Below are 24,626 nucleotides of genomic sequence, written 5' to 3'. Positions count from 1 at the left end.
AAGCATTTTATTGCTTAAGGCCGTAAATGTTTCGCCAATTCGTTTAGCATGGTGGTGACCAAAATAAAGCGAGATTTAGCATCTTCGGTTGCTTGTTTAAATTTGAGTTTATTGGCACCGTCCATTTTATATATTTTCGGTTGTTGCTGAATTAAACCAAAGATGAACATATGATCAACTTTAGTATCAACACTAAATTCAAATGAACCACCAGCAGGTCCTGCATCAATGCGGGTAATACCCATTTTTTCAGCCTTAAGTTTTAGCTTGGCTATATGGACTAAATTTTTCGCCGCTTGTGGCAATAAGCCAAAACGGTCAATCAACTCAACTTGCACATCGTCTAGCGCTTGCTTGTTTTTGCAACTGGCAATACGTTTATACAAACTAAGTCGTAAGCTAACATCGAATATATAGTCATCTGGCAGCAGGGCCGCTACACGTAAATCGACTTCAGTTTGCGTTTTGGTTACTTGGTCGAGCGATAATTCTTTACCGTCTTTTAGTGCAGCAACCGCGGCATCAAGCATTTCCATATAAAGAGTAAAACCAACTTGGCTCATTGAACCACTTTGATCCTCGCCTAATAACTCACCGGCGCCACGAATTTCTAAATCGTGAGTGGCTAAGGTAAAGCCGGCACCTAAATCCTCAAGCGATGCGATAGCTTCAAGACGCTTTTTCGCATCTTTAGTCATACGTTTTTCATGTGGTGTTAATAAATAGGCGTAGGCTTGGTGATGTGAGCGACCAACACGACCACGTAATTGATGCAGTTGCGCTAAACCTAAATGGTCAGCTCGATCCATAATAATAGTGTTAGCTGTTGGTACATCAATGCCAGTTTCAATGATGGTAGTACAGACTAATACGTTATAACGTTGATGATAAAAGTCGCCCATAACACGTTCAAGTTCACGCTCACGCATTTGACCATGAGCGGTAATAATTTTTGCTTCGGGCAATAGCACTTGAATATCGGCGGCGGTTTTATCTATGGTGTCAACATTGTTATGTAAGAAATAGACCTGGCCACCACGCAATACTTCGCGAAGGATTGACTCACGAATTAAGGCGTCATCACGCTCTCTAACAAAGGTTTTTACCGCTAATCGTTTTGCTGGCGGCGTTGCTATGATTGATAAATCACGCATGCCACCCATTGCCATATTTAAGGTTCGTGGAATAGGCGTTGCGGTCAGGGTTAAAATATCGACGTTAGCGCGTAGCTGTTTTATTTTTTCTTTTTGCTTAACACCAAATCTATGTTCTTCATCAACCACTAGCAGCCCTAAATCTTTATATTTTATGCTGTTTTGTAAAAGCTTATGGGTACCAATTAAAATGTCTATTTGGCCAGATTCAACTTCTTTGATAATAGCATTTTGTTCTTTCGCGGTTTTAAAGCGTGATAAAACTTCAATGGTAACGGGCCAATTGGCGAAACGGTCACGGAAGCTTTCGTAATGCTGCTGAGCAAGCAGGGTAGTTGGTACTAATATCGCTACTTGTTTGCCGTCATTTACCGCGACAAAGGCTGCGCGCATAGCGACTTCGGTTTTACCAAAACCAACGTCACCACAAACTAATCTATCCATCGCTTTTGGTGAAAGCATATCGCTGATCACAGCATTTATTGCTTGTGCTTGATCAAAGGTTTCTTCAAAACCAAAACTATCAGCAAAGGCACGATACTCATCTTTATCACGCTTGAAACTATAACCATGGTTGCTGGCACGTTTAGCATAAATATCTAACAGTTCAGCGGCTACATCACGTACTTTTTCAGCCGCTTTTTGTTTGGCTTTGCTCCAGGTGTCGTTACCCAATTTATGCAAAGGCGCGTGTTCAGCGTCTGCGCCTGAGTAGCGACTAATTAAATGCAGTGAGGCAACTGGCACATATAACTTGGCTTCTTTAGCGTAACTTAGCACTAAAAATTCAGTAGTAATGCCACTGTTTTCTATAGTTTGTAAACCCATGTAGCGACCAATGCCGTGATCAATATGAACCACAGGTTGGCCGATACTTAGCTCGGCTAAATTTTTAAATATCGCGTCGTTTTGAATTTCTTGTTGTTTATTGCGACGTCGGGTTTGACGAACCCTATCGCCAAGTAATTCAGCTTCTGTAATTAAGGCGATGGCATTTTTTTTCGCGCTGCCTTTAGCTTGAAAAATAAAACCGGCACTTAAGGCGTTAACGGTGATACCGAGTGGCGCGTCACTGTTAACAAAGTCTTCAATAGTATTAAAGACATTCGGCTTTATTTTATTGCGCTCTAAAAGCTCTAAAACACTTTCACGTCGGCCTTGGCTTTCAGCAACAAATAGCAGTTTATTTGGCGTTTCTTTGCTGGCAACAAAGGTATTGAGTAACTCAAATGGCTGCTTTAATTTATGATCTATGGTCAGATCTGGCAGTGGATGTACGTCAAACTGTATTTGCGATGTTTTTACTTCATCTTCACTAACTTCAGGTTTTAAGTTGATCCGGTCAAATGGTTTTAAGGCGCTGTAGAGTTCTTCACTATTTAGAAATAGGTGACTAGGCGGCAATAGTGGTCGAGTAGGATCGTAGCGCCTATCTTCATAGCGGTAGTCAATATCGGTCCAGTAATGCGCTAAGGCCTTATCAATATCGCCACTGATAATCACTAAAGTGTTATCAGAGAGGTAGTCACATAAGGTATTGGTTTGCTCGAAAAATAGGGGTAAATAATATTCAATACCCGCTGGCATAATACCGTTACTGACTTGGTGATAAATAGATTCTTTATCTATGGTGCTAGTAAACTGTTCGCGGTATTGGCTACGAAATAAATTGGTACCGTCAGTATCGGTTGGAAATTCATGCGCGGGTAATAAATTAATCCCCTCAACTTTATCGCTAGAACGTTGGTTTTCTGGATCGAATAAGCGAATTTCGTCAATTTCGTCATCAAAAAAATCTAACCTGAACGGGGTGATGCTGCCCATAGGAAATATATCAAGAATGGCACCACGGGCAGAAAACTCACCGTGTTCCATAACCTGGTCAACACAACGATAACCGCTAGCTTCTAAGTTTTGTCTTAGCTGATGTAAATCTTTTTTATCGCCTTTTTTAATGATTAGGCTATTAGCTTCAATATATTGCTTGGGCGCTAAACGCTGTATTAAAGTGGAAATAGGCACAATAACGATACCTTTATCCATGCGCGATAATTGGTACAAGGTCGCTAAACGCTGAGAAATAATATCTTGGTGCGGCGAAAAAGTATCGTACGGTAAAGTCTCCCAGTCGGGAAATAAGCAAATGGGTAATTTAGCTTGTCGATTTAAACTGGCGAGTTCTTGCTCTAAGCGCAATGCTGATGGTGTGTCATGAGTCAGCAGTAAAATTGGCTGTTGCGTTGATAACGCACCATGAAAAATAGCAACCGTTGCACTACTCCCCGGTAGGTTTTGCCAAACCTTTTTATCGGCATTTTTACCGCGGCTTTTAGCTAATACAGGACTGAAAAGACTAACGTTTTTGCTCATGACTGCTCGTAATTAAATTGCGTTTAAAATGATTAACTCGGAAATATATTATTACTTGATGATTTTAGTTTAAATGATTTTTTCTCTTCGCAGAGGCGCTTAATCCTAAAATTTTACGTATCTTAACATGAGTTTTAGCTGATCTTTAACCGCTAAATTTAAAGCTGTGCAGCTTTTACATTAAATAGCGCGTACAGGTAAAGATCTGGTTATTTAAAGCGTGTATAATAGCGCGCAATTGAATCACTATATGTTGCTAAAGCCCTAATAAATATAATTAGTGTAAAAGTAGCAATAACCAGCGACATTCGTTGGACTTTGGAGAATTTTTTGACTAATAACGATGTTTTACGCCGCCTGAGATATACCTTTAATTTTAACGATCAAAAGGTTATTGCTATTTTTGCTGCAGGTGATTTAACCGTAACGCGCGAGCAAATTAGTAACTGGTTAAAGCAAGAAGATGATCCTGCTTATGTCAATTGCCCTGATACCACTTTTGCTGCCTTTTTAAATGGCTTTATTAATGAACGTCGCGGTAAAAAAGAGGGTGAACCAGCGAAAGCTGAAAAGCGTTTAAACAATAATATTATCCTGACTAAATTGAAAATAGCCTTTAATTTAAAAGCAGAAGACATTATTGAAATGCTGGCACTAGCTAACTTTCGTTTAAATAAGCCAGAGTTAAGTGCTTTTTCTCGCAAACCAGATCATAAAAATTATCGTGAATGTAAAGATCAGGTTTTACGTAATCTATTACAGGGTATAGATAAGAAATTTCATGTTCAACGTCGTGCTAAAGAGCAAGTGAAAAAACCTGTGATTGAAGAGATTAAAGACAAGTTAGAAGAGGTTTTAGAAGATAAAAATTACAACTCGGCTAAAGCGAATGCCAGTAAAATTTATGTGAACCCAAATAAAACCAAAGTTGAGCGCAAGCCAGGCGAGCGAAAAGTATTAAAACTTAAACCCAAAGATATTTGGGGTGAATAGCCATAATTAAAAACTGAGTTTTGTGCTATAAATAAGCTATATTTCTAATGAATAGATTCTAAATAACATAAAAATAAAGCACTAAAATAAGGGATTTAATATGTCAGAAGATATACAAACTTCAGAAGTTAATGTGATACCAAGCTGGTTCAGAGTCGCGGCTATTTTAGCACTTGTGTGGAACTTACTCGGTGTTATGGCCTTTGTTAGCCACATAATGATTACACCAGAAATGATCGCCGAATTATCACAAAAAGAGCAAGCGCTTTATGACTCAGTGCCTTTATGGGCAACGATTGCTTTTACTGTCGCTGTTTTTGCTGGTGCTTTAGGTAGTATTGCTTTGCTAATGAAAAAAAGCATTTGCTATCCCTTGTTTATTGCTTCATTAGTCGCGGTGTTAGTACAAATGTTTCATTCATTTATCATGAGTAACTCGTATGAAGTGTATGGGCCAGGTGGCACCATAATGCCTCTTATGGTGATAGTTATTGCGCTAATTTTAGTACGCTTCGCGGCTAAAGGTAAAAAGAACAACTGGTTTAGTTAGCCTTGAAAATCGTTGATAGCAATATAATGTCAATATTGGAAGCCTGCATTTGCAGGCTTTTTAGTTATTAATATATGAAAATAGTTAATATAATCATCGTTAGTGATACACTTTATTTATTATCTTTTACGAATGAAATCTTACGGTTAAATGAACAATGCTGATAAATTTTAGAGCTAAATTTTTAGGTGTGGCCTTATGTTCATTGGTCGCCGTTATTGCCACAATCGTAGCTACGCGGTATCAAGCGCCGATTATACTTTTTGCATTATTATTGGGCTTGAGCCTACATTCATTTTACAGTAATTCTACTATTCAACCCGGTGTTAACTTTTGCTCACGCGAGCTGTTACGTTTGTGTGTTGGTTTGCTCGGTGTGCGTATTGCTTTTGCAGATATTGTCTCGCTCGGTATTACACCGCCTTTGATTGTGATGGTGAGTATGGCTTTGACTATTCTTTTTGGCGTGTTATTTGCCCGTATATTAGGTTTGTCGAAAGTTTTTGGAGTTTTGTCTGGTGGCGCCGTTGCTGTCTGCGGAGTATCAGCGGCAGCAGCAATTTCCACGGTTTTACCAAATGATAAGTCCCAAGAGAAATACTTTGCTTTTACGGTGATAGGTATTACCACGTTTAGCACCTTATCAATGATCTTTTATCCTATTTTGGCCAGTTACTTAGGTTTTTCAGATCAATTAGCAGGGGTTTTTATCGGCGGCGCAATTCACGATGTTGCACAAGTGGTTGGTGCCGGTTATACCATTTCTCCTGAAGCGGGAGATGTAGCAACTTATATTAAATTGCTAAGAGTAGCCTTGTTAATGCCGATAGTGATGATGGTGTTTTTTGCTTTTAAAGAAAAAGACAGCAAAATGTCAGGTGGTGTTAGTGCATTTATTCCGGGCTTTTTGATTATGTTTTTCGTGCTAGCGTTTTTAAAAAATGTTGGTGTGTTGCCTATTTGGTTAATTGATATTATTCGTAGCTTATCGAGTAATTTATTAGTCATTGCCATTGCAGCCATAGGTGTTAAAACCTCATTAAAACAAGTGTTATCTGTTGGCTGGCGACCGGTATTATTAATGGGCGGTGAAACGTTATTTTTAGCAGGCTTAATTATTACGGGGATCATGATTTTTTATTAATAGGGTTTTCTGTAATGGCCTAGTGAAGTTAGTTAAGAGAGTGAGCGAGTGAAGAGAGTAGATTAAAGTTGCGTATAAAGGTTAAGTTCATACGCACAATTATCACTTCAACAGTTTACTTATTTAATATTCACTGTCGATAGCATTCGCATCACTAATGCGTTCTATTCTTGCTTCTTCTTCTTCGAATGCGGCTTTAATTTCTTCTAATACGGTGTCAACATCTGCTGCATCGGTATCTTCTTCGAATAAACCTGTTAGGTTAGTTTCTGGTGTTAATTCACCACCTTCGAATAGTGCCCACATTTCTTGACCATACTTGCTTTGCTTTAATGTAGGGCAAAATTGACCATAATAGTTAGTCATATTAATAACATCGCGCATTAGCATAGCTTTGGCATTATTATTAGCTGATGCATCAACGGCTTGTGGAAGGTCTATAATCACCGGACCATAATCATCAACTAAAACATTAAATTCAGATAAATCACCGTGAATTATACCGGCACAAAGCATTAACTTTACGTAATGCATAACCAGGGTGTGATCTTCTTGTGCTTGTTCTTCTGACATAACTACGTCGTTTAAGCGTGGAGCTACATCACCGTCATCAGTGGTCACAAGTTCCATTAATAATACACCGTCGAAACAACCGAAAGGGTGTGGCACGCGAACACCAGCTTCAGCTAATTGATACAGTGCGTCAACTTCAGCATTTTGCCAAGCGGATTCTTGTTGGTCACGACCGTATTTAGAGCCTTTTTCCATTGCTCTAGCACGGCGGCTATTTCGGCTTTTTCTGCCTTCTTGATATTGCGCTGCTTTTTTAAAGCTTCGCTTAATAGCTTCTTTGTAAACTTTCGCGCAGCGAACGTCATCGCCGCATCGAACCATATAAACGGTGGCTTCTTTTCCACTCATTAATTGGCTTATTACTTCATCTATTAGGCCATCATTTACAAGTGGCTGTATGCGTTTAGGTACTTTCATAGCGCCGTTATACCTTAGTTGGGCGTGGGATGCTAGGGTAAAATTATAACTTTTTATTTATCAATAGATTAAAACATTGTCTGTATGAGGTAATATAATAATAACTTGATAGTTTTAATGTAAATTATATGATCCCATTTATAAGTCAATTACCTGAAAGTGAACAAATTATTTGGATAGCGGCGCTTAATCAGGCTTTGCCAGATGAAACCATTGTGGGTAGCGCAGATATGACGCTAGCCGACAAGAAACAATGCCAACTGGCCATTGTTGCTAACCCTAATCCCGAGCATTTAGCTGGATTTGAAAACTTAATTTGGCTACACAGTATTTGGGCTGGCGTTGAATATTTGATGACAACATTGGCGGAGTCGCCAATCGAAATTGTGCGTTTAATTGACCCTATGCTCAGCCAAACGATGGCGGAAGCCGTATTAGCGTGGAGTTTATATTTACATCGCGATATGCCGCGTTACGCCAAGCAGCAAAGTAATAAGTACTGGCTGCAACATCAATATTTGCCAGCAAGTGAACGACGAATTGGCATACTTGGTTTAGGAGAATTAGGGCAGGAAAGTGCCAAGCAGTTAAAACAAAACGGTTTTAATGTTATGGGCTGGAGTCGCAACGAAAAATCACTGGCTAACATTACTACATACAGTGGTGAGCACGGTTTAGCTGAAATGTTAACGCAAAGTGATATTTTGGTTTGTTTACTGCCATTAACACCGGTAACTAAAGGGCTTATCAATCAACAGTTATTGGCTAAATTACCAAAAGGTAGTGCCGTGATTAACTTTGCCCGTGGCGCTATTATTAACACTGATGACTTACTTAATGCCTTAAACAGCCAACACATTAACCATGCCGTACTCGATGTTTTCGAACATGAACCTTTGTCAGAAAATAGCGAGCTTTGGCAACATCCAGATATTACTATTTTGCCGCATATATCGGCGCCAACAAACCTTAATAGCGCCTGTAAAATTGTAGCGAAAAATATTATTCAGTTTCGCCAAAGCGGGCAGTTGCCGGTATGTGTTGATAAAAAAACAGGTTACTAGCGCTATTTTCAAGTGTGTTTACGTCTTTTTAATCACAAGGATAAGCAAAAGTATTATTGCATTGTTTGCAGAAAACTCCTGTAGTTAGCTAATAAGGTATTATTGCTATTATTTGCTCGCGTCACCAAATAAATAGGGCGCTTAATAAGCAATGGACTCTCTATAACAAATAAGGCTTCAGACTCAACCATTGGTGCGACCAACTCAATAGGTAAATAAGCAAATCCACCTTGGGTCAATATTACTTCTAGGGCGATCATAGCGGTAGATGTTCTTAATGCCGGTTGAAACTTATGATGCAAAGTATGCTCTTTTTGAAAGGTTAAGCCCCAATCAACAAAAACATATTGTTCAATTAACTCATGATAATCTTCAGATGTAGAGACTAAAGCTAATTCAAAATAGCCAATAAGTTCATTATTAAAATCTGTATTTTTAATCGGGTCTACCAGCAAACCAAGGTCTAAGGTTTTTTCACTCAGTTTTCGTTGAATGCTTTCTCGAGCCGATATCTCCATACCCAATGATACTTGCTGAAAAAATTCGATAGACTTATTGAGTCGAGAACTGAGAAAAGCATCCCAAACATTAGGTGTTGCAGCAATATCAAATTTAATTTTTTGTTGTTTTGCTAAAGCGATAGATTGTTTGGATTGCTCCATTTGCTCAATCATCAAATTAGCGTGTGCAATTAACATTTCGCCAGCCGGCGTTAATTTTAAATTGTTTTTGTCACGAATAAACAGGTGAGAATCATAAAATTCTTCTAGCTGTTTTATTCTTGCGCTAACGGCTGCTTGTGTAATGAAAAGGTTTTCAGCGGCACGGCCGAAGTGTCTGGTTTCTGCCACTTGTAGGAATGTTTTAAATACCCGAATGTCCATAATGTGCATCAATAAATTTCAGTATCGCTAATGTATGAGATATTTATCAATACGACAATTTTTTTTTGTTTTTCTTCATTAAGTATTTGGTATAAGTTTGCCAACAGTTGGTGTGGGTTGACACCAACTCAGGTGAATAACTTACATATTTCAAGAGGTGCTGCAATGGAAACGTCTATTCGTAAAGGAAGTAAGCCTTTTTTCGGTGATACTATTTTTTCACATGGTATTTCACGTAGTGGCTACTTTAATAAACGTGAATCTGAAGAGTTACAAGAATATGGTGCAACATTTGAAGCACTATTGTCAGGTGCATTAGTCCCTGAAAATGCAGAAGAGTTAGCTTTTATTTCTGGTATGCAAACCCAAAATGAAAGTGACCTTTATTCTGTTCGGCTATGGAAAAAATATTTACAAAGCGTTATTAAATCAAAATGCCATCATGGTTTTATGATCAGTGAAGCAAACGCAAGAACACAAACTTTTGCACTTGAAGGTGCAGCATAAATTCACGGTTATTCTCTCTAATTTCGCGTGCAAACGTTAAATCCATTCAATATTAGAGAATAGCGGTAAACAATACCTTTCATATTAGCTACCAGCGTTTGCCACGTTGGTAGCTTTCCTTTATGTCACTTATTTGTATGTAACTTTTCTTTATGCAACTTGTAGGAAGAAACTTAATGCAATACTTAGGTATTACAGTGGTGTGGCTGTGATGACAACCCTTTCGTTGCTTTGGCTGCCTATGTTTTTAAAGGGATAACAAGTGATCAAGACTAAGTTTGCTTCATCTGCCGGTAAGGAAATTTGTGCTGCAGATGCGTCGACAATATCAATGTGTTCAACTTGATAAAGCTGTTTACGGCCATTAACGTCAGTTAACGCAATAAGATCTTTGATCATAATAGCCTCTAAAAGCGAAAAGTGACTATCGTTATGGCCTGCAACCACAAAGGGCTTAGCAACAATATTAAGTTATTGGTTTTTATTACCTATTGAGTCGTTGTTGGTTATTGCTTCGTGTTAAGTTAACTTAACTTTTGTTAATTAAAGGATTGAATGGTGAATAATTTACAAAAAATTGGTGGAGTTGCCGCACTTTCTGAAGCCGTTATTTACCTATCTGCTTTTGTTTTTTTTGGGGCCTTTTGGGACTTCCCTGTAGGTGCGGATGATAGACAAACATTCATTTTTTTAGCTAATAATCAAACCATTCTATCTATAGTTAATTTAACTATGTATGTGATGTTCGGGATTTTATTAGCGGTGTTAGTTTTAGCGCTTCACCAACGCCTTAAAACCAAAGCCCTAGCTTTATCACAAACTGCTTCTGTATTCGGTCTTGTTTGGGTTGGTCTCGTTATTGCGAGTGGAATGATTGCAAATATAGGATTAGGGGCTGTCATCGTTCTAGCTGAAAAAAATGCAGAGCAAGCTATGACTGCTTGGATAGTTATTAATACTATTGTTGAAGGTTTAGGGGGCGGCAACGAAGTTGTAGGAGGGTTATGGGTGTTTTTATTAAGTGTTGCAGCGCTAAAAATTAATGAGCTGCCTAAACTGTTTAGGTCTATTTATTGGTTTGGTAGGTATTCTCACTGTGTATCCAGCTGAAATACTGACAGAAATATTTGGCTTAGGTCAAATCGTATGGTTCTTCTGGTTAGGCGTCACTATGTTGAACAGTGGTCAAAATTAGCAATAATTGTGGCGACTTATCAAAAAAATTATAATCCAATAATGCTATCTAACTGTATGGATTAGCGGCAAATTTTAGGTTGCTGTTATATTAAATACCATCAAGATTAGCATTATTCATTTACCACTAATAACTTATGGGCTTGTGACCAAAACTTACTTGATATTTTGTTAATTACGTTCGACTCTGCATTAATCAGCACCGCAAAACCAATATCTAACTCAGGTGAATAACCAATATCTGCTCTAAAACCAGCAACCCAACCCGAATGATAAATAATGGGATGTCCGTCTAATTGATAGATGCGCCAGCCATAACCGTAGTGAGCGTCAGTTAAATGCTCTCGCCAATATCGACGGCGTAAATCTTTTTTTGTTTTAATACGAGGTGTAGTAAGTTCGGCCAATAATGCAGGAGAAAGTACCTCTGGATTATGCCCTAAGTTGGCAATTAACCATTTCGCTAAATCAGCAATGCTGGCATTAACCCCTGCCGCTGGCTCAACCTTATAATAGTCAGGCTCTACTTTAACTGTGCGCCAAATAAAGCGTCTGACATCATTTCCGGCGCGATTCTTTTTACCGGTTTTAATGCGTTTTCTCAAAATATGGGGTTTTGCGGTATTTTTTTGTTTTAAAAACACCTCAATTCCCACTGAAGCATTATCCATTTTTAACGGTGAAAAAATTCGCTCTTGCAGTAAGCTTGCATAGCTTTTAGCGGTAACAGCTTCAATGGCGGGTTGTAAAAAGCCGTAGGCAATATTTTGATAACCGTAACATTTTTCGGGCTGACAAATGGGTGTGACACGGTCAAAGCGACCAATTATTTTCTCCATACTCCAATTTTCATGCAGTAAATTGTCGTAGGCATTGGGCATTAAGCCACTTGAGTGGCTGAGGAGATGCTTTAGTTGAATTTTTTCTGCAGCGCCTTGGGTTGCTAGAGTAAAGTTAGGCAAATATTTGGTGATGGGGTCTGATAAGTTAAGTTGTTGTTCATGTGCCAACATAGCGGTAACTGTGGCAGCAAAAGGTTTAGAGACAGAGGCTAGGCGAAACACGGTGTTATTATCGATTTTTTGACTTTTTGCCTTATCAATATAACCAAAATTTTCCATGGCAATAACTTGATTATTTTTAACAATGGCATACGCTGCGCCAGGAATACTATATTTTTTTAACTCACTTGCTATATTACCTGATAGCTTCTTATTAAAGCGTTCTAGGTCAGCGGCATTAGCTGTGAATGTTGAACATAAAGTAAAAAAAAATATGATAAATCGAAAAAACATGCGGAGAACCTATTTGAAAAAGCGCTTCAGTCTAGCGAGTTAAGCTCTAAATAAGAAGTAATATTAACTCGGGGTTAGCAATGGTTAAGTTATTTACTTTAAATAGTACTTAAACGCGAATATTCTAGACTGATGCTAAGTGATCATTTGCTTTATATTACGCAGAGGTTATTTATGACTTTTTGCACTAAACCAAAAATTCATTAAATCAGCGGTGAGTTTGTTTTCAATTTCCATGGCGCGTTCTGTTGGACAAAAAATAGTGAAAATAATTTGTGTATCTCCAATATCTGAAGTGGCTACTTCGATGTGCGGATCAGGCCCTGCAATCTTTATATCTAATCTATTCTCAATAACTTGGTTATATCTTACGGCGACATCATTGAAGTCGGCACAATAAGTGTTGGCTTTCTCTTTTAGTGCATCTATAAACTCAAATGGATTTACGCTGCCGTCTCGGGTAATAATAAAATGGTGTACAGCATAGCGTTTAAGGAAGTTTAAGTTTTTAATCGCCGAAGTCACCAGTTGGTTATTAGGCATGTAAAGTGTTTTACCGGTAAATTGATAATTGCTGATATTAACTTCTAAAATAGTTAAATTGATCCAGTCAATGGAGTTTACTTCACCACAGTAATTACCCACTTGTATCCAATCGCCTATACGAAATGGACGGTTTGAGACGACATAAATAAAGCCAATAAAACACTGAATAAATTCCCGTGTAACTAATACTATTGCAACAACAAATGCGGCAATTGAAAAAGCAAACTTTTGAATCTCAACGGACCAAATATTAAACACCATAAAAATAAGCGCAAAATTGAAAATATTATTCAGGAAATTAACAGTAAAACGTTTATCTATTTTTTTCTTTTTCGCACGTCGTTTAATGAAGCGGGTTACAACTAATTTTATGGTAATAATAACGAAAGCTAATACTGCGGTGACTAAGGATTTGTTTTCTAAAAGAGATTCGATCATGGTGTGCCCGATAAATTAATACAATAACGACGTTCGTTGGCGCTAAAAGGGTGCACGGTAGTTTATTTCGCGATACAAATCGAGTGAAATATTACTTTAATTTCTGATAATTACTTGTCATCGTAAAATCAACATGACACTTGTTCAGCTATGATTCAGTTAGCCTGTATTAAAGTAGCGTATGGTTACAATTGATTACTAATAATCTAGAAACTTAGTCGTTTAATTTGCGTTATATTATGCAAATTAACGTGTTAAACAAACGGATTTTAAATAGGACATTTTATGAAATTATTTACTTGTGTTGTGCTGCTTACTTTTTCGACCTTTAATTTTGCGAATACCAGCTTACCTAATAACCGTCATATTTCAGTGACCGGCGATGCACAAATACTCGCGATGCCAGATATTGCGGTGATACATTTACATGTAGAAAGTGAACAAAAAACTAGTTTGGATGCAAAAAAGGATGTTGATGAAAGGGTTAATAATTTACTTGATGGATTAGCTGATTTTGCTGTTGATGAAGAAAATGTTTCAGCATCGAATATTTCAACCGAAGTACGCAGAACTTATAACCGTGGTGAGCAAGATAAAATTGAAGGCTACATCGCACGTAGAACGTTAAAAGTTACGTTAAAAGATATCGACAAGCTCAATGCCTTCATGGATTTTACTTTAAAAGTAAAAATTAATGCTATTCGCAATATCGAATTAAAATCGTCGAACGAAAAGCAATTACAGCAAGAAGTAAATGCACTGGCAGTTAACAATGCTAAAAGCAAAGGTAAGTCATTAGCTAATGCTTTTGATGCTGAGTTAGGCCCAATCTATAGTATTAATGAAAACTCAAATCAAAGTCACCATAGATACGGTGCTAATAACGAAGGTTATAAAATGCGATCTAGTATGGCAGATAGTTCGGCAAAGCCAGGCCGCTATTTACAAGAAAGTATTGTTTTTTCGGCATCAATCAGTGTGGTGTTTGATCTCGAACTATAAGGTGATAATTCGCTAACGTTAATATTTTACTTTGCTAGGCATGGTACTAAGGGACCAAATATTAACGCGATAAAATACGGTAACCTTGAGCATAAACTTTTATAATATGGAATCTTTATGCTTAACCAAAAAGTAGCTTTGATTACGGGCTCAACAAGTGGTATTGGCCTAGCAACGGCGCATGTACTTGCCTCACAGGGAATAAACCTCGTTTTACACGGTTTAATGTCAACCATTGAGGGCAAAGAGTTAGCGAATGAATTTTCGCTTCAATATGGTATTAAAGCCATATTTGATAATGCAGATTTAATGCATGTTGAGAGTATCGAACGTTTAATAAAGCGTGCTATTGAGCAAATGGGTAGTATCGATATTTTAATTAATAATGCAGGCATACAACATACTGAATCAGCAGAAAATTTTCCGCTAGAAAAATGGAACGCTATTATTGCTATTAACTTGTCGGCAGCGTTTCATGCTATTCAATATGCGTTACCAAATATGAAAAGTAATGGTTGGGGTCGAATTATTAATGTTGCTTCAGTGCATGGGCTTGTTGGTTCAGTTAACAAGTCGGCGTATTGCGCTGCTAAACATGGTTTGGTTGGACTAACAAAAGTGCTAGCGTTGGAATGTGCCGAGCAAGGTATTACAGTAAATGCAATTTGCCCAGGTTGGGTTGATACCCCTCTCATTAACGAACAAATATCAGCCATTGCAGTAAAACAAGACATTACTTTTGAAGCGGCTAAATATCAATTAGTTACCGCTAAACAACCCTTGCCAGAAATGATGGTACCAGAGCAAATTGGTGAGTTTATTTTGTTTCTTTGTAGTGACAGTGCCAGAAGTATCACAGGCTCTGCTTTGCCTATGGACGGCGCTTGGACGGCTCAGTAATAATTTTTCAGATAATATTAATTTTGTACTATAAAAAAAAGGGCAACCTCAATTTACTGAGGAGCCCTATAGGAAGTTAGTTAATTATTGATTTTACCCCTTGTTATATTTAGTCGAGTAGAGAAAAACTTCTATTTGGCGTTAATAAACTTTTTAATGATTAAATAAGTTTGGTGGTATTGCTCAGGTACCAGTTTTGACAGCAACATATAGGCGTGTATCAGTTCATCAAATTGATAATGCTCAACACTCACTCCAGCTTGCTTCGCTTTTTCAGCATATAAAGTTCCTTCATCCCTCAAAGGATCACAACCCGCCGTTATTACCAAGGTTTTAGGTATTCTACTGTCAAACTTACTTAATAACGGTGACGCTGCTGTTATTAATGCTGCTGTTGCTTTGTTTGTGTCTATATTTATATTTTCGAGATTGAAATACTGTTGAAAGTACCAACGCATTTTATCTGTTTCTAGCAAGAAACCTTGGCCATTTTCGGTGATTGACGGGCAACTCATGGTGTAATCAACATTCGGGTAGATCAATATTTGTTTATCAATTTTGATATCAGAATTATCGATATTGTTAATGACTAAACTCGTACAAATTGCGCCACCAGCACTATCGCCAGCGATATAAAGTTGTTCGCTAAAACGGTAACCATCGAGCAGCTCTTGATAGTTTTCTAATAAATATTGGCAGTCGTCTAAACCACTAGGATACGGATGCTCAGGTGCCAAGCGATAATCAATACAGATAACAATCGCATTGGTGGCCTTGGCCAGTTCACGGCTAATGGGATCATATAACTTCACGCTACCACACATGTGGCCGCCGCCATGAAAGTGCAGTAAAACCGGTAAGTCTTTGTCTGGGTTAGGATGATAAATTCGTACAGCAACTTTATTTTTAGCGACCGTGATAAAAGTATTTTTTATCAGCGCCACTTCAGGTCCAGGTATCATATAAGCTGATAAGTTTTCCAAGTTCTGCCGAATAACATTTGGCTCAAAGGCTGCGCCACTTGCTTTGGCTTGCTCAATGCCAGCATTAACTTGCTTGAGTAAAGGGATTAAATTTATCGATACGGTTCCTCGCATGCTAGCTCCCTACTTGTTGTGCTATATTTTTATTACCAGATTCCGGTAAAAAGTAGCTACCAATAAATAAGGTTGAACTCAGCGCCGTGATCAAAATAAACGACCAAGTGTAATCGCCCTGATGAATATCAACCAAACTGCCGAATATCCATAAAATCAGTGTCGATATTATGTAGCTGATTGAGTAAAACATACTAAATACAATGGTGATACGCGGGGAGGTCATTTTCGGCAATTCATGCGGAATTGACACTAGCGCAGTTACTGGCAAGAAGATAAAAAAACCTAACACCATAGCCGCAAAGGTTTGTAGCCAATATAAGTCACTAAACGAAAATACACCTGTGCTGATAATGACCACGAAGCCTGACCAACGAATAACAGGTAAACGTAGCGGTATTTTTTTTGCGTATATAATGCCGAATATTGTGCCAATAATACCAAAGCCAATCACCCATTTACTTTGCACAATCCCAGCCTTAGGGTAAAAGGTGAACAAACATATGTAAAACGCTAAAATGCCAGAATAGGCTAAACCGTAAATCCAATTAAAACGGTCTTTTAAGCCCTCACGGTAACTATAAATTTCCGGTAGATCATTGATGTTTTTTGTTGATGTATCAGGCTCTTCAAATTTAACTAAAAGCCAAAGAAGAGCGACAATTAAGCTGAGCACTGAGAACAGCGTTAAACTGTTCTGCCAACCGCCAGTAAGTTGATTTATACTGCCCATTTGCCACAAAATAATGGCAGTACCAATATTAAAAGCAACAGCATTAATGCCATTAATAGTTGAACGTTCTTCAGCTTTAAAAAACTGTAAAACGATAGGATTAAAATATACCACCATAAAAGCACCACCTAGCCCCATTAAAAAACGGCTTAGCAGCAGTAATTCATAATTTGGCGCATAAGGCGTGAGAAGGCCAATGGTGATTAACAAACTGGAAACAAAAAACGCATATTTTATGCCGAGTTTTATCGCTATCCACGCCGCAATGAAGGTGCCAACAATTTTAGCTAAGGTCACCGCGCCACTGATAAAACTTGCTGAGGCTAAGCTGTGCACATCAAGAGAAAGCATAATGCTTTGCATACTAGCTGTGCCACCGACCCAGGCCATGGCGAATAATACATAACTAAAGAAAATAATGGTTTCTACTAAATATTTGTTAGTGATTTTCATCTATGATAACTTTCAAACGGATAAATAATGAATGGTTAGGTTACCCTAGGATGTTAGGGAAATAAGTACTACCTTAGTGCACTATAATCGACTGGCCCAGATGATATGCTAGTTGAAAAATCGCTTTATGCTATGCATAGCATCTTTAACACAAAGGAATAAATTTGTTAGCTTGGCTGTCTATTGATACTTGGTTGATCACCGTACTCTCTATTGGCTACCTTTGCCTGCTCTTTTTAGTTGCTTATAAAGGACAAAATCAGTCGCCTGAACAATGGCGCTGCAAACCTTGGGTTTATAGTTTATCTTTAGCCGTGAGCTGCACGTCATGGGCTTTTTACGGCACAGTAGGGCAAGCAGCTACCACTGGCGCTTGGCTCGCACCCATTTATATTGGCACAATACTCTGCTTAGTTCTTGCCTGGCCGATGCTGATGAAGATGTTAAAAATCATCAAACGACAAAACCTTACCTCAATTGCTGATTTTATTGCCTTTCGTTATGACCGTTCGCCTAAAATAGCCATTACCGTTACGTTAATTGCTTTGGTTGGCACCATTCCTTACATTGCATTGCAATTACGTGCCATTAGCACCAGTTTTGATTTACTCACTGGCACCTTTCAATCAGGCATTAGTACCGCATTTGTAGTTACTGTTGTATTGATTGTCTTTAGTATTTTTTTTGGTACTCGGCAAATTGCCGCAAGTAAACAAAATCAAGGCTTAGTATTGGCGATTGCCTTTAGTTCAGTAGTTAAATTATTAGCGTTAACGGCAGTGGGGATTTTCGCGACATTTTTTGTTTTTGATGGTTTTGCTGACTTAGCAGCACAACAGCAGAATCATGAGTTATTTACCGACGATAATTCTATTTACCTTGCTTTAGCACAGGCTATATTGGGCGCGATTACCATTTTTGTTTTACCGCAGCAATTTCATATGATGATGATAGAGAATCATCATCCGCAAGAGTTAAAAACTGCCCGTTGGTTGTTTCCACTTTATTTTATTTTAATTAACATCTTTGTTTTACCTATTGCTATCGCAGGCTTAATTACCTTTCCTGGTGGTAGTGTTGATGCCGACACTTACGTGTTAACGCTGCCATTGTTTTTTCAACAAGCTTGGTTAGGTGTTGTGGTTTATATTGGCGGTTTAGCGGCAGCAACCAGTATGGTAATTGTTTCAGCTATTGTACTAAGTACCATGATTTCTACTGAGGTGATAACGCCTTTAACACTAAAGTTTAAATATTTCAGCAAGGCAGGTGCACCGCAGTTTTCTGGCTTGTTGTTAAAGCAACGCCGGCTGGCGATTACAGCGATACTGTTATTCGCTTTTGCCTTTGAACGTAGCATTAATCAGCAAAGCCATTTAGCCAGTATTGGCTTGCTCTCATTCGTTTTATTATCGCAATTTGCCCCCGCAATTATCGGTGCATTGTATTGGCGAAAAGCAAATGGTAAAGGCGCTTTAACGGGGTTGATTGTCGGCAGCGTAATGTGGTTTTTTACCTTACTGTTACCGATTATTGCTCCCAGTTTTTCTTGGGTACAAAATGGCATTTTTGGACTTGCTTGGCTAAAGCCTACCGCTTTGTTTGGCGTCGACTTTTTAGATTTAACCAGCCATGGCGTGTTCTATAGTTTAGTGAGCAACATCGTTTGTTTTGTTGTTGTTTCATTACTGACCCATCGCAGTGTGGGTGAAAAACTTCAAGCTGATATTTTTATCAGTAAAAGTCAGCGAAAATTTGAACGTAATTTAAGCACAGAAGATCTATATAGTTTATTAATGCGCTTTATTGATAAAAATGCTGCAGATGCTTTTTTACAACTTGCAAAATCTAACCAAACTAATCAAAACCACCTTGATGTTGAACCAGTCAACCTGATTGAATATACCCGTTTGCAACTTTCTGGTGTTTTAGGCTCAGCCTCAACGCGTATGGTAATGAAAGCGGCCTCAACTTCTGAGAGAATGCCACTTGAAGATGTTGTTAGTATTGTGGATGAAGCGAATGAAATGTTTCGTTTTAACCGCGAGTTATTACAATCGGGTGTTGAAAATATCGAGCAAGGTATCAGTGTTGTAGATGCTGACATGAGATTAGTGGCGTGGAATCAGCGTTATATTCAATTGCTGGATTATCCTGAAGGCTTTGTGCAAGCGGGTTTACCTATTCAAACCTTGCTAAATTTTAATATCTCAAGAGGTATTATTGCCGGTGGTGCTAATAATGATCAGATGATCGCAAAACGTATCGCTCATATGAAAAAAGGTGACAGTCATCATTTTCAACGAAAAATGCCCAACGGTATTGTCTTAGAAATTCGTGGTCAGTCGATGCCTGCTGGCGGTTTTGTTAGTACCTTTTCTGATATTACGGCGCATATTGAAGCAGAGAAGGCGTTACAAAAAGCTAACGAAAATCTTGAGAAAAGGGTTGAAAGTCGCACTCAAGAATTACAAAAAGCAAAAGCGGAAGCCGAAGCTGCTTACAGCAGTAAAAGTCGATTTTTAGCCGCCGCAAGTCACGACCTTATGCAGCCATTTAATGCCTTGTCTTTATTTACTTCTATGTTAAAAAATAAAGTACAAGGAGAAGAGTTAACGGCGCTTGCTGAACACATTGATGACTCATTGAATGTAGTAGAAGCCTTGCTGTCTGATTTAGTCGAAATTTCTCGCTTAGATAGTAGCTCTGAAAAAATAGAAAAAAGCCATTTCGCGCTAGATGATTTGCTAAATCCACTTAAAAATGAATTTGCGGCCTTAACAGAGCAAGCCAACATAAAGTTTTCTTATCAACTAAGTCAGTGTGTAGTGCATTCTGATAAACGTATGTTAAGGCGAATAATACAAAACTTTTTGTCGAATGCCGTACATTATTGTAATGACAAACAAGGCGAGAAAGCGGGTATTAGCAATCGAATTTTACTCGGCATACGTCGAACAAAATCGATGATACGCGTTGAAGTTTGGGATAACGGCCCAGGTATCGCGTTAGCACAGCAAACAGCAATATTTCGTGAGTTTGAACGCTTAGAGCAAAACCGTGAGATACCGGGGCTAGGTTTAGGCTTGGCAATATCAGAGCGTATAGCTAAATTGCTGGGCTTATCAATTTCGGTTAAATCTCAAGTAGGTCAAGGCACGTGTTTCAGTATTGAAATACCTCGCGTAAGCACGAGTGAAGCCGCAATAGTAAACACCAACACAAGTAATAAATTGAACAAAAGCTTAGACACCATTGCTGAGGTCTCTCCTGATAAGCCATTTAATAACATAATAGTGCTGTTGATCGATAATGACGAATTAATGCTAACCGCGATGGCCTCACAACTTATTGACTGGGGTTGTCGTGTGTTAACCGCTTATGATCAATCGTCATGTCAGCAAAAACTTGCCAATGGCGAGATTAAACCCGATATTATTATTGCCGATTATCACCTTGATTATGGCAATAATGGAGTTGAATTAGTCTTAACAATGCTGCAAGCACAACAATGGCAGTTGCCAACGATAATATGCTCTGCAGACCCGTCTGAAAGTGTTAGGCAACACACCAATGATGCCGAGTTCTTGTTTTTGCGCAAACCTATTAAGTCGTTAGCGCTCAAACGTTTAATGCGGCAATTGCTTTTATAATTTACGATATTACTAGAATTGACTTTGTGCTTATTGAAAGTCTTAAAGTTTAAAGAAACCATGTTTTTATGATGAATTAATGTGTCTTAGTATCGTATTACTCAATAATATAAAGCATGTGTGTTGTCGTTAAATTTAAGTGCAAATAAAAAAGTATTATTGGGTATTAATGCCTAAAAAATAACACTTAACAAGGGCTTTTATTTGGGTATACTGGTTTTAGTCTTACTTTATATTATTTGCTAATGAAATTTGTATCACTCAATTCCAGCCTGCTATTTTTTAGTACCTTATTGGCCTGTTCAATATCATATATAACAAATGCTAAAGACGTTTTAATGGCATTTAGTCAAGACATTCCGCCGTATATTTTTCAGAAGCATAATAAAGGTATTGAAATAGACATTATTTCTGCTGCATTGGCCTATAAAGGCCATAAACTTAACCCTTTATATTTTCCTTTGGGTCGAATTCCACTGGTATTTAGTCAAGGTTTAGTTGATGCAGCTATGGGTGATATGGGCGAAGATCTGACACTCGCAGGAGGTTTTTATGCGGACCCTGCGGTTATTTATGACAACGTTTTTATTACCCTGAAAAGCAGGGCTATTTCCATAAAAACACCTGAAGATTTGAATTCGCTTTCTGTCGTATCGTTTCAAGGTGCTGAAAAGCGTTACCCGAAATGGTTAAAAAAAGTCAATGAAGAAAAAAGGTTTTATGGTATTAGCGACCAATTAACACAAGTGAAATTATTGCAATTTGGCCGATATGATGTAGTGCTAAGCGATCGCTATATTTTTAGGTATTTTGTTAAACAAATGAAATTAATGAATGTGTTAGAGTCAAGTGACGTTGAAGAACACAAGTTTACCACGGCTGATCCAAAAAATTATCGGCCGGTATTTAGAGATAAAAAAATACGGGATGACTTTAATCTGGGACTCAAAAAATTGAAAACCAGTGGTGAGTTCCAGAAAATATACGATAATTATTTGGAATTGTAATCAGGTTTAGGGCTCCTGATTTTACTCACTAATACCTTTAATGAAAATAACACTGTACTTTTTTGGCTCTTACAAATTTAAATAAGTTTTAGCTCACTTTTTTCAGCTATATTACCAGTATCAAATTAACTATTTTTATAATCATTAATCCTTATTTAATTGAGACGATATTAATAAAAACAACAGTCTTTTACTTTTAGTGTATAGCTACCATTATAATATTTTTGAACGATATTTTTAAGTAATTATAAGTAGTATCTAAGCTACTTTAAATGTTTAGCTTCAGAGAAAGGAAAATTTTTTATGGGGATTTCCCATATCATGCAACTTGTGTACATGCTAACGGAAGCGCTATTCGTTGGAATGGTTATTGTTTATCTTTTTAGCATTAGGCACAAATTTGGCATCGCATTACTTTATATAACGCTGGGTACATTCCAGTATTTACAAACCGTGTTAGCAACTTTTTTATATTTTGAAATTTTCCCAGACGTTTTCGTTAGCCCAGGTTCAGCGGTGCTCTTTAATGCCAGTTTATTTGCCGTGCTACTTATCTATATAAAAGAAGATGCAGGAGAAGCACGAAAACTTATCTACGGGTTGGTTGTCGCCAATGTGACCCTAACAATATTTCTTTTTATGGTTGGACTTCATTTAGAAGGTATACCAGCCTCGCAATTATCATATATACCAGAGCAAGTTTTGAGCTTTACGCCTAGGGTGTTGATTATGGGCACACTAACATTAGCTGCAGATGTATTGTTAATCATTATCATATATGAGTTTTTTTCAAAATATATTACTAGTGTGTTTTTTAAAATTTACAGTGCTATGGCTGTGGTATTAATTTTTGATACTTTCTTTTTTACTGTTGGCTCAGGCATCATTTCAGAACAATCTGATTATGTAAGATTACTCATATCATCAGTAATAGGTAAGTTACTTCTAGCTTTTGTTTATTCTTTAATATTGACGCTATATATTAAATATCATGAGGATAAAGGATTGATTGTTGAAAATGAAGGTACTGATATAAAAGATATTTTTACATTTCTCACCTACAGACAAAAATATGAAATTCTTCGCCGTGAAAGCTATAGAGACCCTCTTACAGGCCTTTATACAAGAGGGTTCTTAAATGCAAATTTATCTCGAGAACTGGATATAGCAAAGCGAAGCAATGACAAAACCGCTTTTCTGATGATTGATATAGATAATTTCAAACTGATTAATGACAGTTTTGGCCATCAAGAGGGCGATAGAATACTGGTTTTTTTGGCAATGGTTATTGAAACATCAATCAGAAAAATGGATTTGGCTTGCAGGTATGGTGGTGAAGAGTTTTCATTGATATTACCCAAAACCAACCTAAATTTGGCCGTACAATTAGCCGAAAGGATTAGAGATAAATTAGCGGTATTGTCTGATTCACATAAACCTGCTTTAGCGCGTAAAATAACACTTACTATTGGCATTGCCGTAGCATCTGACGAAGCTGTTACCGCTGAAGAATTAATATTCATTGCTGATAAGAGACTTTATATCGGTAAAGAAAATGGCAGGAACTGTATTGTATCTAAAGGTTAGTATTTGTTTGCTAAGTTTTTTAAAATAAATTTTCAGTCAATCGTGATGCAAACTCCCCAAGGGTAGTTTAGACGTTTATATTCGGCTTTATTTATTGCTAGAAGCAGACAAACGAAAGTTGAATATTAGGGAGTCGAGCAGTGGTTGCCGGTAAAATCAACTTTTTTAATCTATGCTTATCTCCAATCCTCTTAATAGGCAAAGTTGAACATTTTATCAAGCCATTTGGTTTTGAAACTATGGCTATTACCGTTTGTTTTTAAGATACATTTAAGTGCTGCGAAGGGCTAAGCATTAATTGTTGATAAGCAAGCCCAGCTAATGTTCGGTTGTTCACTTCTAGTTTTAATAATATAGCGGAAACATGCTTTTTAACCGTGGTTTCTTTTATGTCGAGATAATATGCAATCTGCTTATTTAATTGACCATCGGCAATTTGCGTTAATACTATGTATTGTTGCGGTGTCAGTTGGCTTAGTTGTTTAGCGAGTTTTTGGTGAGCTACATCAATTTGTTGGTCAGTATTAAACTCGATATTTTCTGGTAGCCAAATACCCCCTTCTAAAACCGTATCAATGGCTTTGGCTATAGTGGCTAAATCAGCAGATTTAGGAATAAAGGCCGCAGCGCCAAAGTTAATCGCTTTTTGCATGGTTTCAGAGTTGTCGTCTGATGAGACCATGATCACCACAATATCGGGAAAATGATTTTGCAATTGTGTTAAACCTGTAAAACCGTCGTTGCCCGGCATATGTAAATCAAGAAAAACAATTTCTAAACTGTCGTTGTCGTTAACGGCTTTAAGTAAGTCGTGAAAATTGTCTACTTCTAGGGTTTCATCATCTTCAATACATTCTACTATCGCTTGCTTTAATGCGGTACGAAATAAGGGGTGATCGTCGGCGATGATTACTTTTGCTTGTTTCATTACAACAGCCTTTTTATGATTAAAACTAAAAACTCTCAAACTACAAAGCGAGAATGATAATAACTCATGATGATACAATATTTATTATCAAAAAAAGAGCCGGTAAAAACCAGCTCTTTATATTTTAAATATTGAAT

At 37.7% G+C, this 24,626-nt stretch carries 20 protein-coding genes; 11 read left to right on the top strand and 9 right to left on the bottom strand.

All coding sequences use genetic code 11. From position 1 onward, the window contains the following. Window positions 1-14: 14 nt before the first annotated feature. A complete protein-coding gene (gene mfd / locus H4J38_RS15255; RefSeq protein ID WP_182133066.1) occupies window positions 15-3,524 on the bottom strand; it encodes a transcription-repair coupling factor in 3,510 nt (1,169 codons plus the stop codon). A gap of 330 nt (window positions 3,525-3,854) precedes the next feature. Between mfd and H4J38_RS15250 the strand changes: the two genes are divergently transcribed. The 3 genes from H4J38_RS15250 (at window position 3,855) to H4J38_RS15240 (ending at window position 6,211) form a co-directional block, all read left to right on the top strand. Further along, window positions 3,855-4,517 carry a DUF1456 family protein gene (locus H4J38_RS15250; RefSeq protein WP_182133064.1) on the top strand — a complete coding sequence of 221 codons (663 nt, stop codon included), beginning with the start codon at window positions 3,855-3,857 and terminating at the stop codon, window positions 4,515-4,517. A 100-nt stretch (window positions 4,518-4,617) separates the two neighbouring features. Further along, window positions 4,618-5,067 carry a hypothetical protein gene (locus H4J38_RS15245; protein WP_259365531.1) on the top strand — a complete coding sequence of 150 codons (450 nt, stop codon included), beginning with the start codon at window positions 4,618-4,620 and terminating at the stop codon, window positions 5,065-5,067. A 157-nt stretch (window positions 5,068-5,224) separates the two neighbouring features. Then, window positions 5,225-6,211, top strand: a complete 987-nt coding sequence (locus H4J38_RS15240) for a YeiH family protein (protein WP_182133062.1) — start codon at window positions 5,225-5,227, stop codon at window positions 6,209-6,211. A gap of 123 nt (window positions 6,212-6,334) precedes the next feature. On the opposite strand, the gene H4J38_RS15235 is transcribed toward H4J38_RS15240, so the two are convergent. Then, complete coding sequence (locus tag H4J38_RS15235) at window positions 6,335-7,201, bottom strand: PA4780 family RIO1-like protein kinase (protein WP_182133060.1); 867 nt, start codon at window positions 7,199-7,201, stop codon at window positions 6,335-6,337. Window positions 7,202-7,329: 128 nt separating this feature from the next. Here H4J38_RS15235 and H4J38_RS15230 point away from each other — a divergent pair, with 128 nt between their 5' ends. Continuing rightward, complete coding sequence (locus H4J38_RS15230) at window positions 7,330-8,265, top strand: glyoxylate/hydroxypyruvate reductase A (protein WP_182133058.1); 936 nt, start codon at window positions 7,330-7,332, stop codon at window positions 8,263-8,265. A gap of 53 nt (window positions 8,266-8,318) precedes the next feature. Here H4J38_RS15230 and H4J38_RS15225 read toward each other — a convergent pair whose 3' ends face one another. Beyond that, window positions 8,319-9,149 carry a LysR family transcriptional regulator gene (locus H4J38_RS15225; RefSeq protein ID WP_182133056.1) on the bottom strand — a complete coding sequence of 277 codons (831 nt, stop codon included), beginning with the start codon at window positions 9,147-9,149 and terminating at the stop codon, window positions 8,319-8,321. A 165-nt stretch (window positions 9,150-9,314) separates the two neighbouring features. On the opposite strand from H4J38_RS15225, the gene maoP reads away from it, so the two are divergent. Next, entirely contained in the window at window positions 9,315-9,656 is a 342-nt protein-coding gene (maoP, locus tag H4J38_RS15220; RefSeq protein WP_182133054.1) for a DUF413 domain-containing protein, read from the top strand. A gap of 192 nt (window positions 9,657-9,848) precedes the next feature. On the opposite strand, the gene H4J38_RS15215 is transcribed toward maoP, so the two are convergent. Next, entirely contained in the window at window positions 9,849-10,103 is a 255-nt protein-coding gene (locus H4J38_RS15215; RefSeq protein ID WP_182133052.1) for a sortase domain-bontaining protein, read from the bottom strand. Window positions 10,104-10,214: 111 nt separating this feature from the next. On the opposite strand from H4J38_RS15215, the gene H4J38_RS15210 reads away from it, so the two are divergent. Then, window positions 10,215-10,766 (top strand): hypothetical protein, encoded by a 552-nt coding sequence (locus H4J38_RS15210; RefSeq protein WP_310733486.1) that lies wholly within the window; start codon window positions 10,215-10,217, stop codon window positions 10,764-10,766. Between the two features lie 197 nt (window positions 10,767-10,963). On the opposite strand, the gene H4J38_RS15205 is transcribed toward H4J38_RS15210, so the two are convergent. Both H4J38_RS15205 and H4J38_RS15200 read right to left on the bottom strand, forming a co-directional pair. Then, window positions 10,964-12,145: a serine hydrolase gene (locus H4J38_RS15205; RefSeq protein WP_182133050.1), complete on the bottom strand. Its 1,182-nt coding sequence runs from the start codon at window positions 12,143-12,145 to the stop codon at window positions 10,964-10,966. 168 nt (window positions 12,146-12,313) lie between these two features. Further along, window positions 12,314-13,129: a mechanosensitive ion channel family protein gene (locus H4J38_RS15200; protein WP_182133048.1), complete on the bottom strand. Its 816-nt coding sequence runs from the start codon at window positions 13,127-13,129 to the stop codon at window positions 12,314-12,316. 285 nt (window positions 13,130-13,414) lie between these two features. On the opposite strand from H4J38_RS15200, the gene H4J38_RS15195 reads away from it, so the two are divergent. Both H4J38_RS15195 and H4J38_RS15190 read left to right on the top strand, forming a co-directional pair. Beyond that, window positions 13,415-14,131, top strand: coding sequence for an SIMPL domain-containing protein (locus H4J38_RS15195; protein WP_182133046.1), 717 nt, complete (start codon window positions 13,415-13,417; stop codon window positions 14,129-14,131). 117 nt (window positions 14,132-14,248) lie between these two features. Further along, window positions 14,249-15,031 carry a 3-hydroxybutyrate dehydrogenase gene (locus H4J38_RS15190; protein WP_182133044.1) on the top strand — a complete coding sequence of 261 codons (783 nt, stop codon included), beginning with the start codon at window positions 14,249-14,251 and terminating at the stop codon, window positions 15,029-15,031. Between the two features lie 131 nt (window positions 15,032-15,162). Here the strand turns inward: H4J38_RS15190 and H4J38_RS15185 are convergent, their stop codons facing one another. Together H4J38_RS15185 and H4J38_RS15180 are read right to left on the bottom strand one after the other, a co-directional pair. After that, window positions 15,163-16,128: an alpha/beta hydrolase gene (locus tag H4J38_RS15185; RefSeq protein ID WP_182133042.1), complete on the bottom strand. Its 966-nt coding sequence runs from the start codon at window positions 16,126-16,128 to the stop codon at window positions 15,163-15,165. 1 nt (window position 16,129) lies between these two features. After that, the gene (locus H4J38_RS15180) at window positions 16,130-17,314 is read right to left on the bottom strand and encodes an MFS transporter (RefSeq protein WP_182133040.1); all 1,185 of its coding nucleotides are present in this window, start codon (window positions 17,312-17,314) and stop codon (window positions 16,130-16,132) included. 164 nt (window positions 17,315-17,478) lie between these two features. Between H4J38_RS15180 and H4J38_RS15175 the strand changes: the two genes are divergently transcribed. The 3 genes from H4J38_RS15175 to H4J38_RS17375 all read left to right on the top strand — a co-directional run bounded on the left by H4J38_RS15175 (window position 17,479) and on the right by H4J38_RS17375 (window position 23,561). Next, the gene (locus H4J38_RS15175) at window positions 17,479-20,967 is read left to right on the top strand and encodes a PAS domain-containing hybrid sensor histidine kinase/response regulator (protein WP_182133038.1); all 3,489 of its coding nucleotides are present in this window, start codon (window positions 17,479-17,481) and stop codon (window positions 20,965-20,967) included. Between the two features lie 338 nt (window positions 20,968-21,305). After that, on the top strand, window positions 21,306-21,974 hold the full coding sequence (locus H4J38_RS15170) for an ABC transporter substrate-binding protein (protein WP_182133036.1): 669 nt from the start codon (window positions 21,306-21,308) through the stop codon (window positions 21,972-21,974). A gap of 303 nt (window positions 21,975-22,277) precedes the next feature. Next, entirely contained in the window at window positions 22,278-23,561 is a 1,284-nt protein-coding gene (locus H4J38_RS17375) for a diguanylate cyclase (protein WP_182133034.1), read from the top strand. 259 nt (window positions 23,562-23,820) lie between these two features. Here H4J38_RS17375 and H4J38_RS15160 read toward each other — a convergent pair whose 3' ends face one another. Continuing rightward, a complete protein-coding gene (locus H4J38_RS15160) occupies window positions 23,821-24,489 on the bottom strand; it encodes a response regulator transcription factor (protein ID WP_182133032.1) in 669 nt (222 codons plus the stop codon). Between the last annotated feature and the right edge of the window lie 137 nt (window positions 24,490-24,626).

The organism is Colwellia sp. BRX10-3 (assembly GCF_014077505.1).
Classification (GTDB): domain Bacteria; phylum Pseudomonadota; class Gammaproteobacteria; order Enterobacterales; family Alteromonadaceae; genus Cognaticolwellia.
The sequence above is the reverse complement of the archived record's forward strand: the minus strand, read 5'-3'. Positions and strand labels throughout refer to the sequence as shown.

Bases quoted from the DNA above. Each gene is read 5' to 3' on its own strand.
- mfd (WP_182133066.1), bottom strand. From the start codon at position 3,524: ATGAGCAAAAACGTTAGTCTTTTCAGTCCTGTATTAGCTAAAAGCCGC.
- H4J38_RS15245 (WP_259365531.1), top strand. From the start codon at position 4,618: ATGTCAGAAGATATACAAACTTCAGAAGTTAATGTGATACCAAGCTGG.
- H4J38_RS15240 (WP_182133062.1), top strand. From the start codon at position 5,225: ATGCTGATAAATTTTAGAGCTAAATTTTTAGGTGTGGCCTTATGTTCA.
- H4J38_RS15235 (WP_182133060.1), bottom strand. From the start codon at position 7,201: ATGAAAGTACCTAAACGCATACAGCCACTTGTAAATGATGGCCTAATA.
- H4J38_RS15230 (WP_182133058.1), top strand. From the start codon at position 7,330: ATGATCCCATTTATAAGTCAATTACCTGAAAGTGAACAAATTATTTGG.
- H4J38_RS15225 (WP_182133056.1), bottom strand. From the start codon at position 9,149: ATGGACATTCGGGTATTTAAAACATTCCTACAAGTGGCAGAAACCAGA.
- maoP (WP_182133054.1), top strand. From the start codon at position 9,315: ATGGAAACGTCTATTCGTAAAGGAAGTAAGCCTTTTTTCGGTGATACT.
- H4J38_RS15205 (WP_182133050.1), bottom strand. From the start codon at position 12,145: ATGTTTTTTCGATTTATCATATTTTTTTTTACTTTATGTTCAACATTC.
- H4J38_RS15200 (WP_182133048.1), bottom strand. From the start codon at position 13,129: ATGATCGAATCTCTTTTAGAAAACAAATCCTTAGTCACCGCAGTATTA.
- H4J38_RS15195 (WP_182133046.1), top strand. From the start codon at position 13,415: ATGAAATTATTTACTTGTGTTGTGCTGCTTACTTTTTCGACCTTTAAT.
- H4J38_RS15190 (WP_182133044.1), top strand. From the start codon at position 14,249: ATGCTTAACCAAAAAGTAGCTTTGATTACGGGCTCAACAAGTGGTATT.
- H4J38_RS15185 (WP_182133042.1), bottom strand. From the start codon at position 16,128: ATGCGAGGAACCGTATCGATAAATTTAATCCCTTTACTCAAGCAAGTT.
- H4J38_RS15180 (WP_182133040.1), bottom strand. From the start codon at position 17,314: ATGAAAATCACTAACAAATATTTAGTAGAAACCATTATTTTCTTTAGT.
- H4J38_RS15170 (WP_182133036.1), top strand. From the start codon at position 21,306: ATGGCATTTAGTCAAGACATTCCGCCGTATATTTTTCAGAAGCATAAT.
- H4J38_RS17375 (WP_182133034.1), top strand. From the start codon at position 22,278: ATGGGGATTTCCCATATCATGCAACTTGTGTACATGCTAACGGAAGCG.
- H4J38_RS15160 (WP_182133032.1), bottom strand. From the start codon at position 24,489: ATGAAACAAGCAAAAGTAATCATCGCCGACGATCACCCCTTATTTCGT.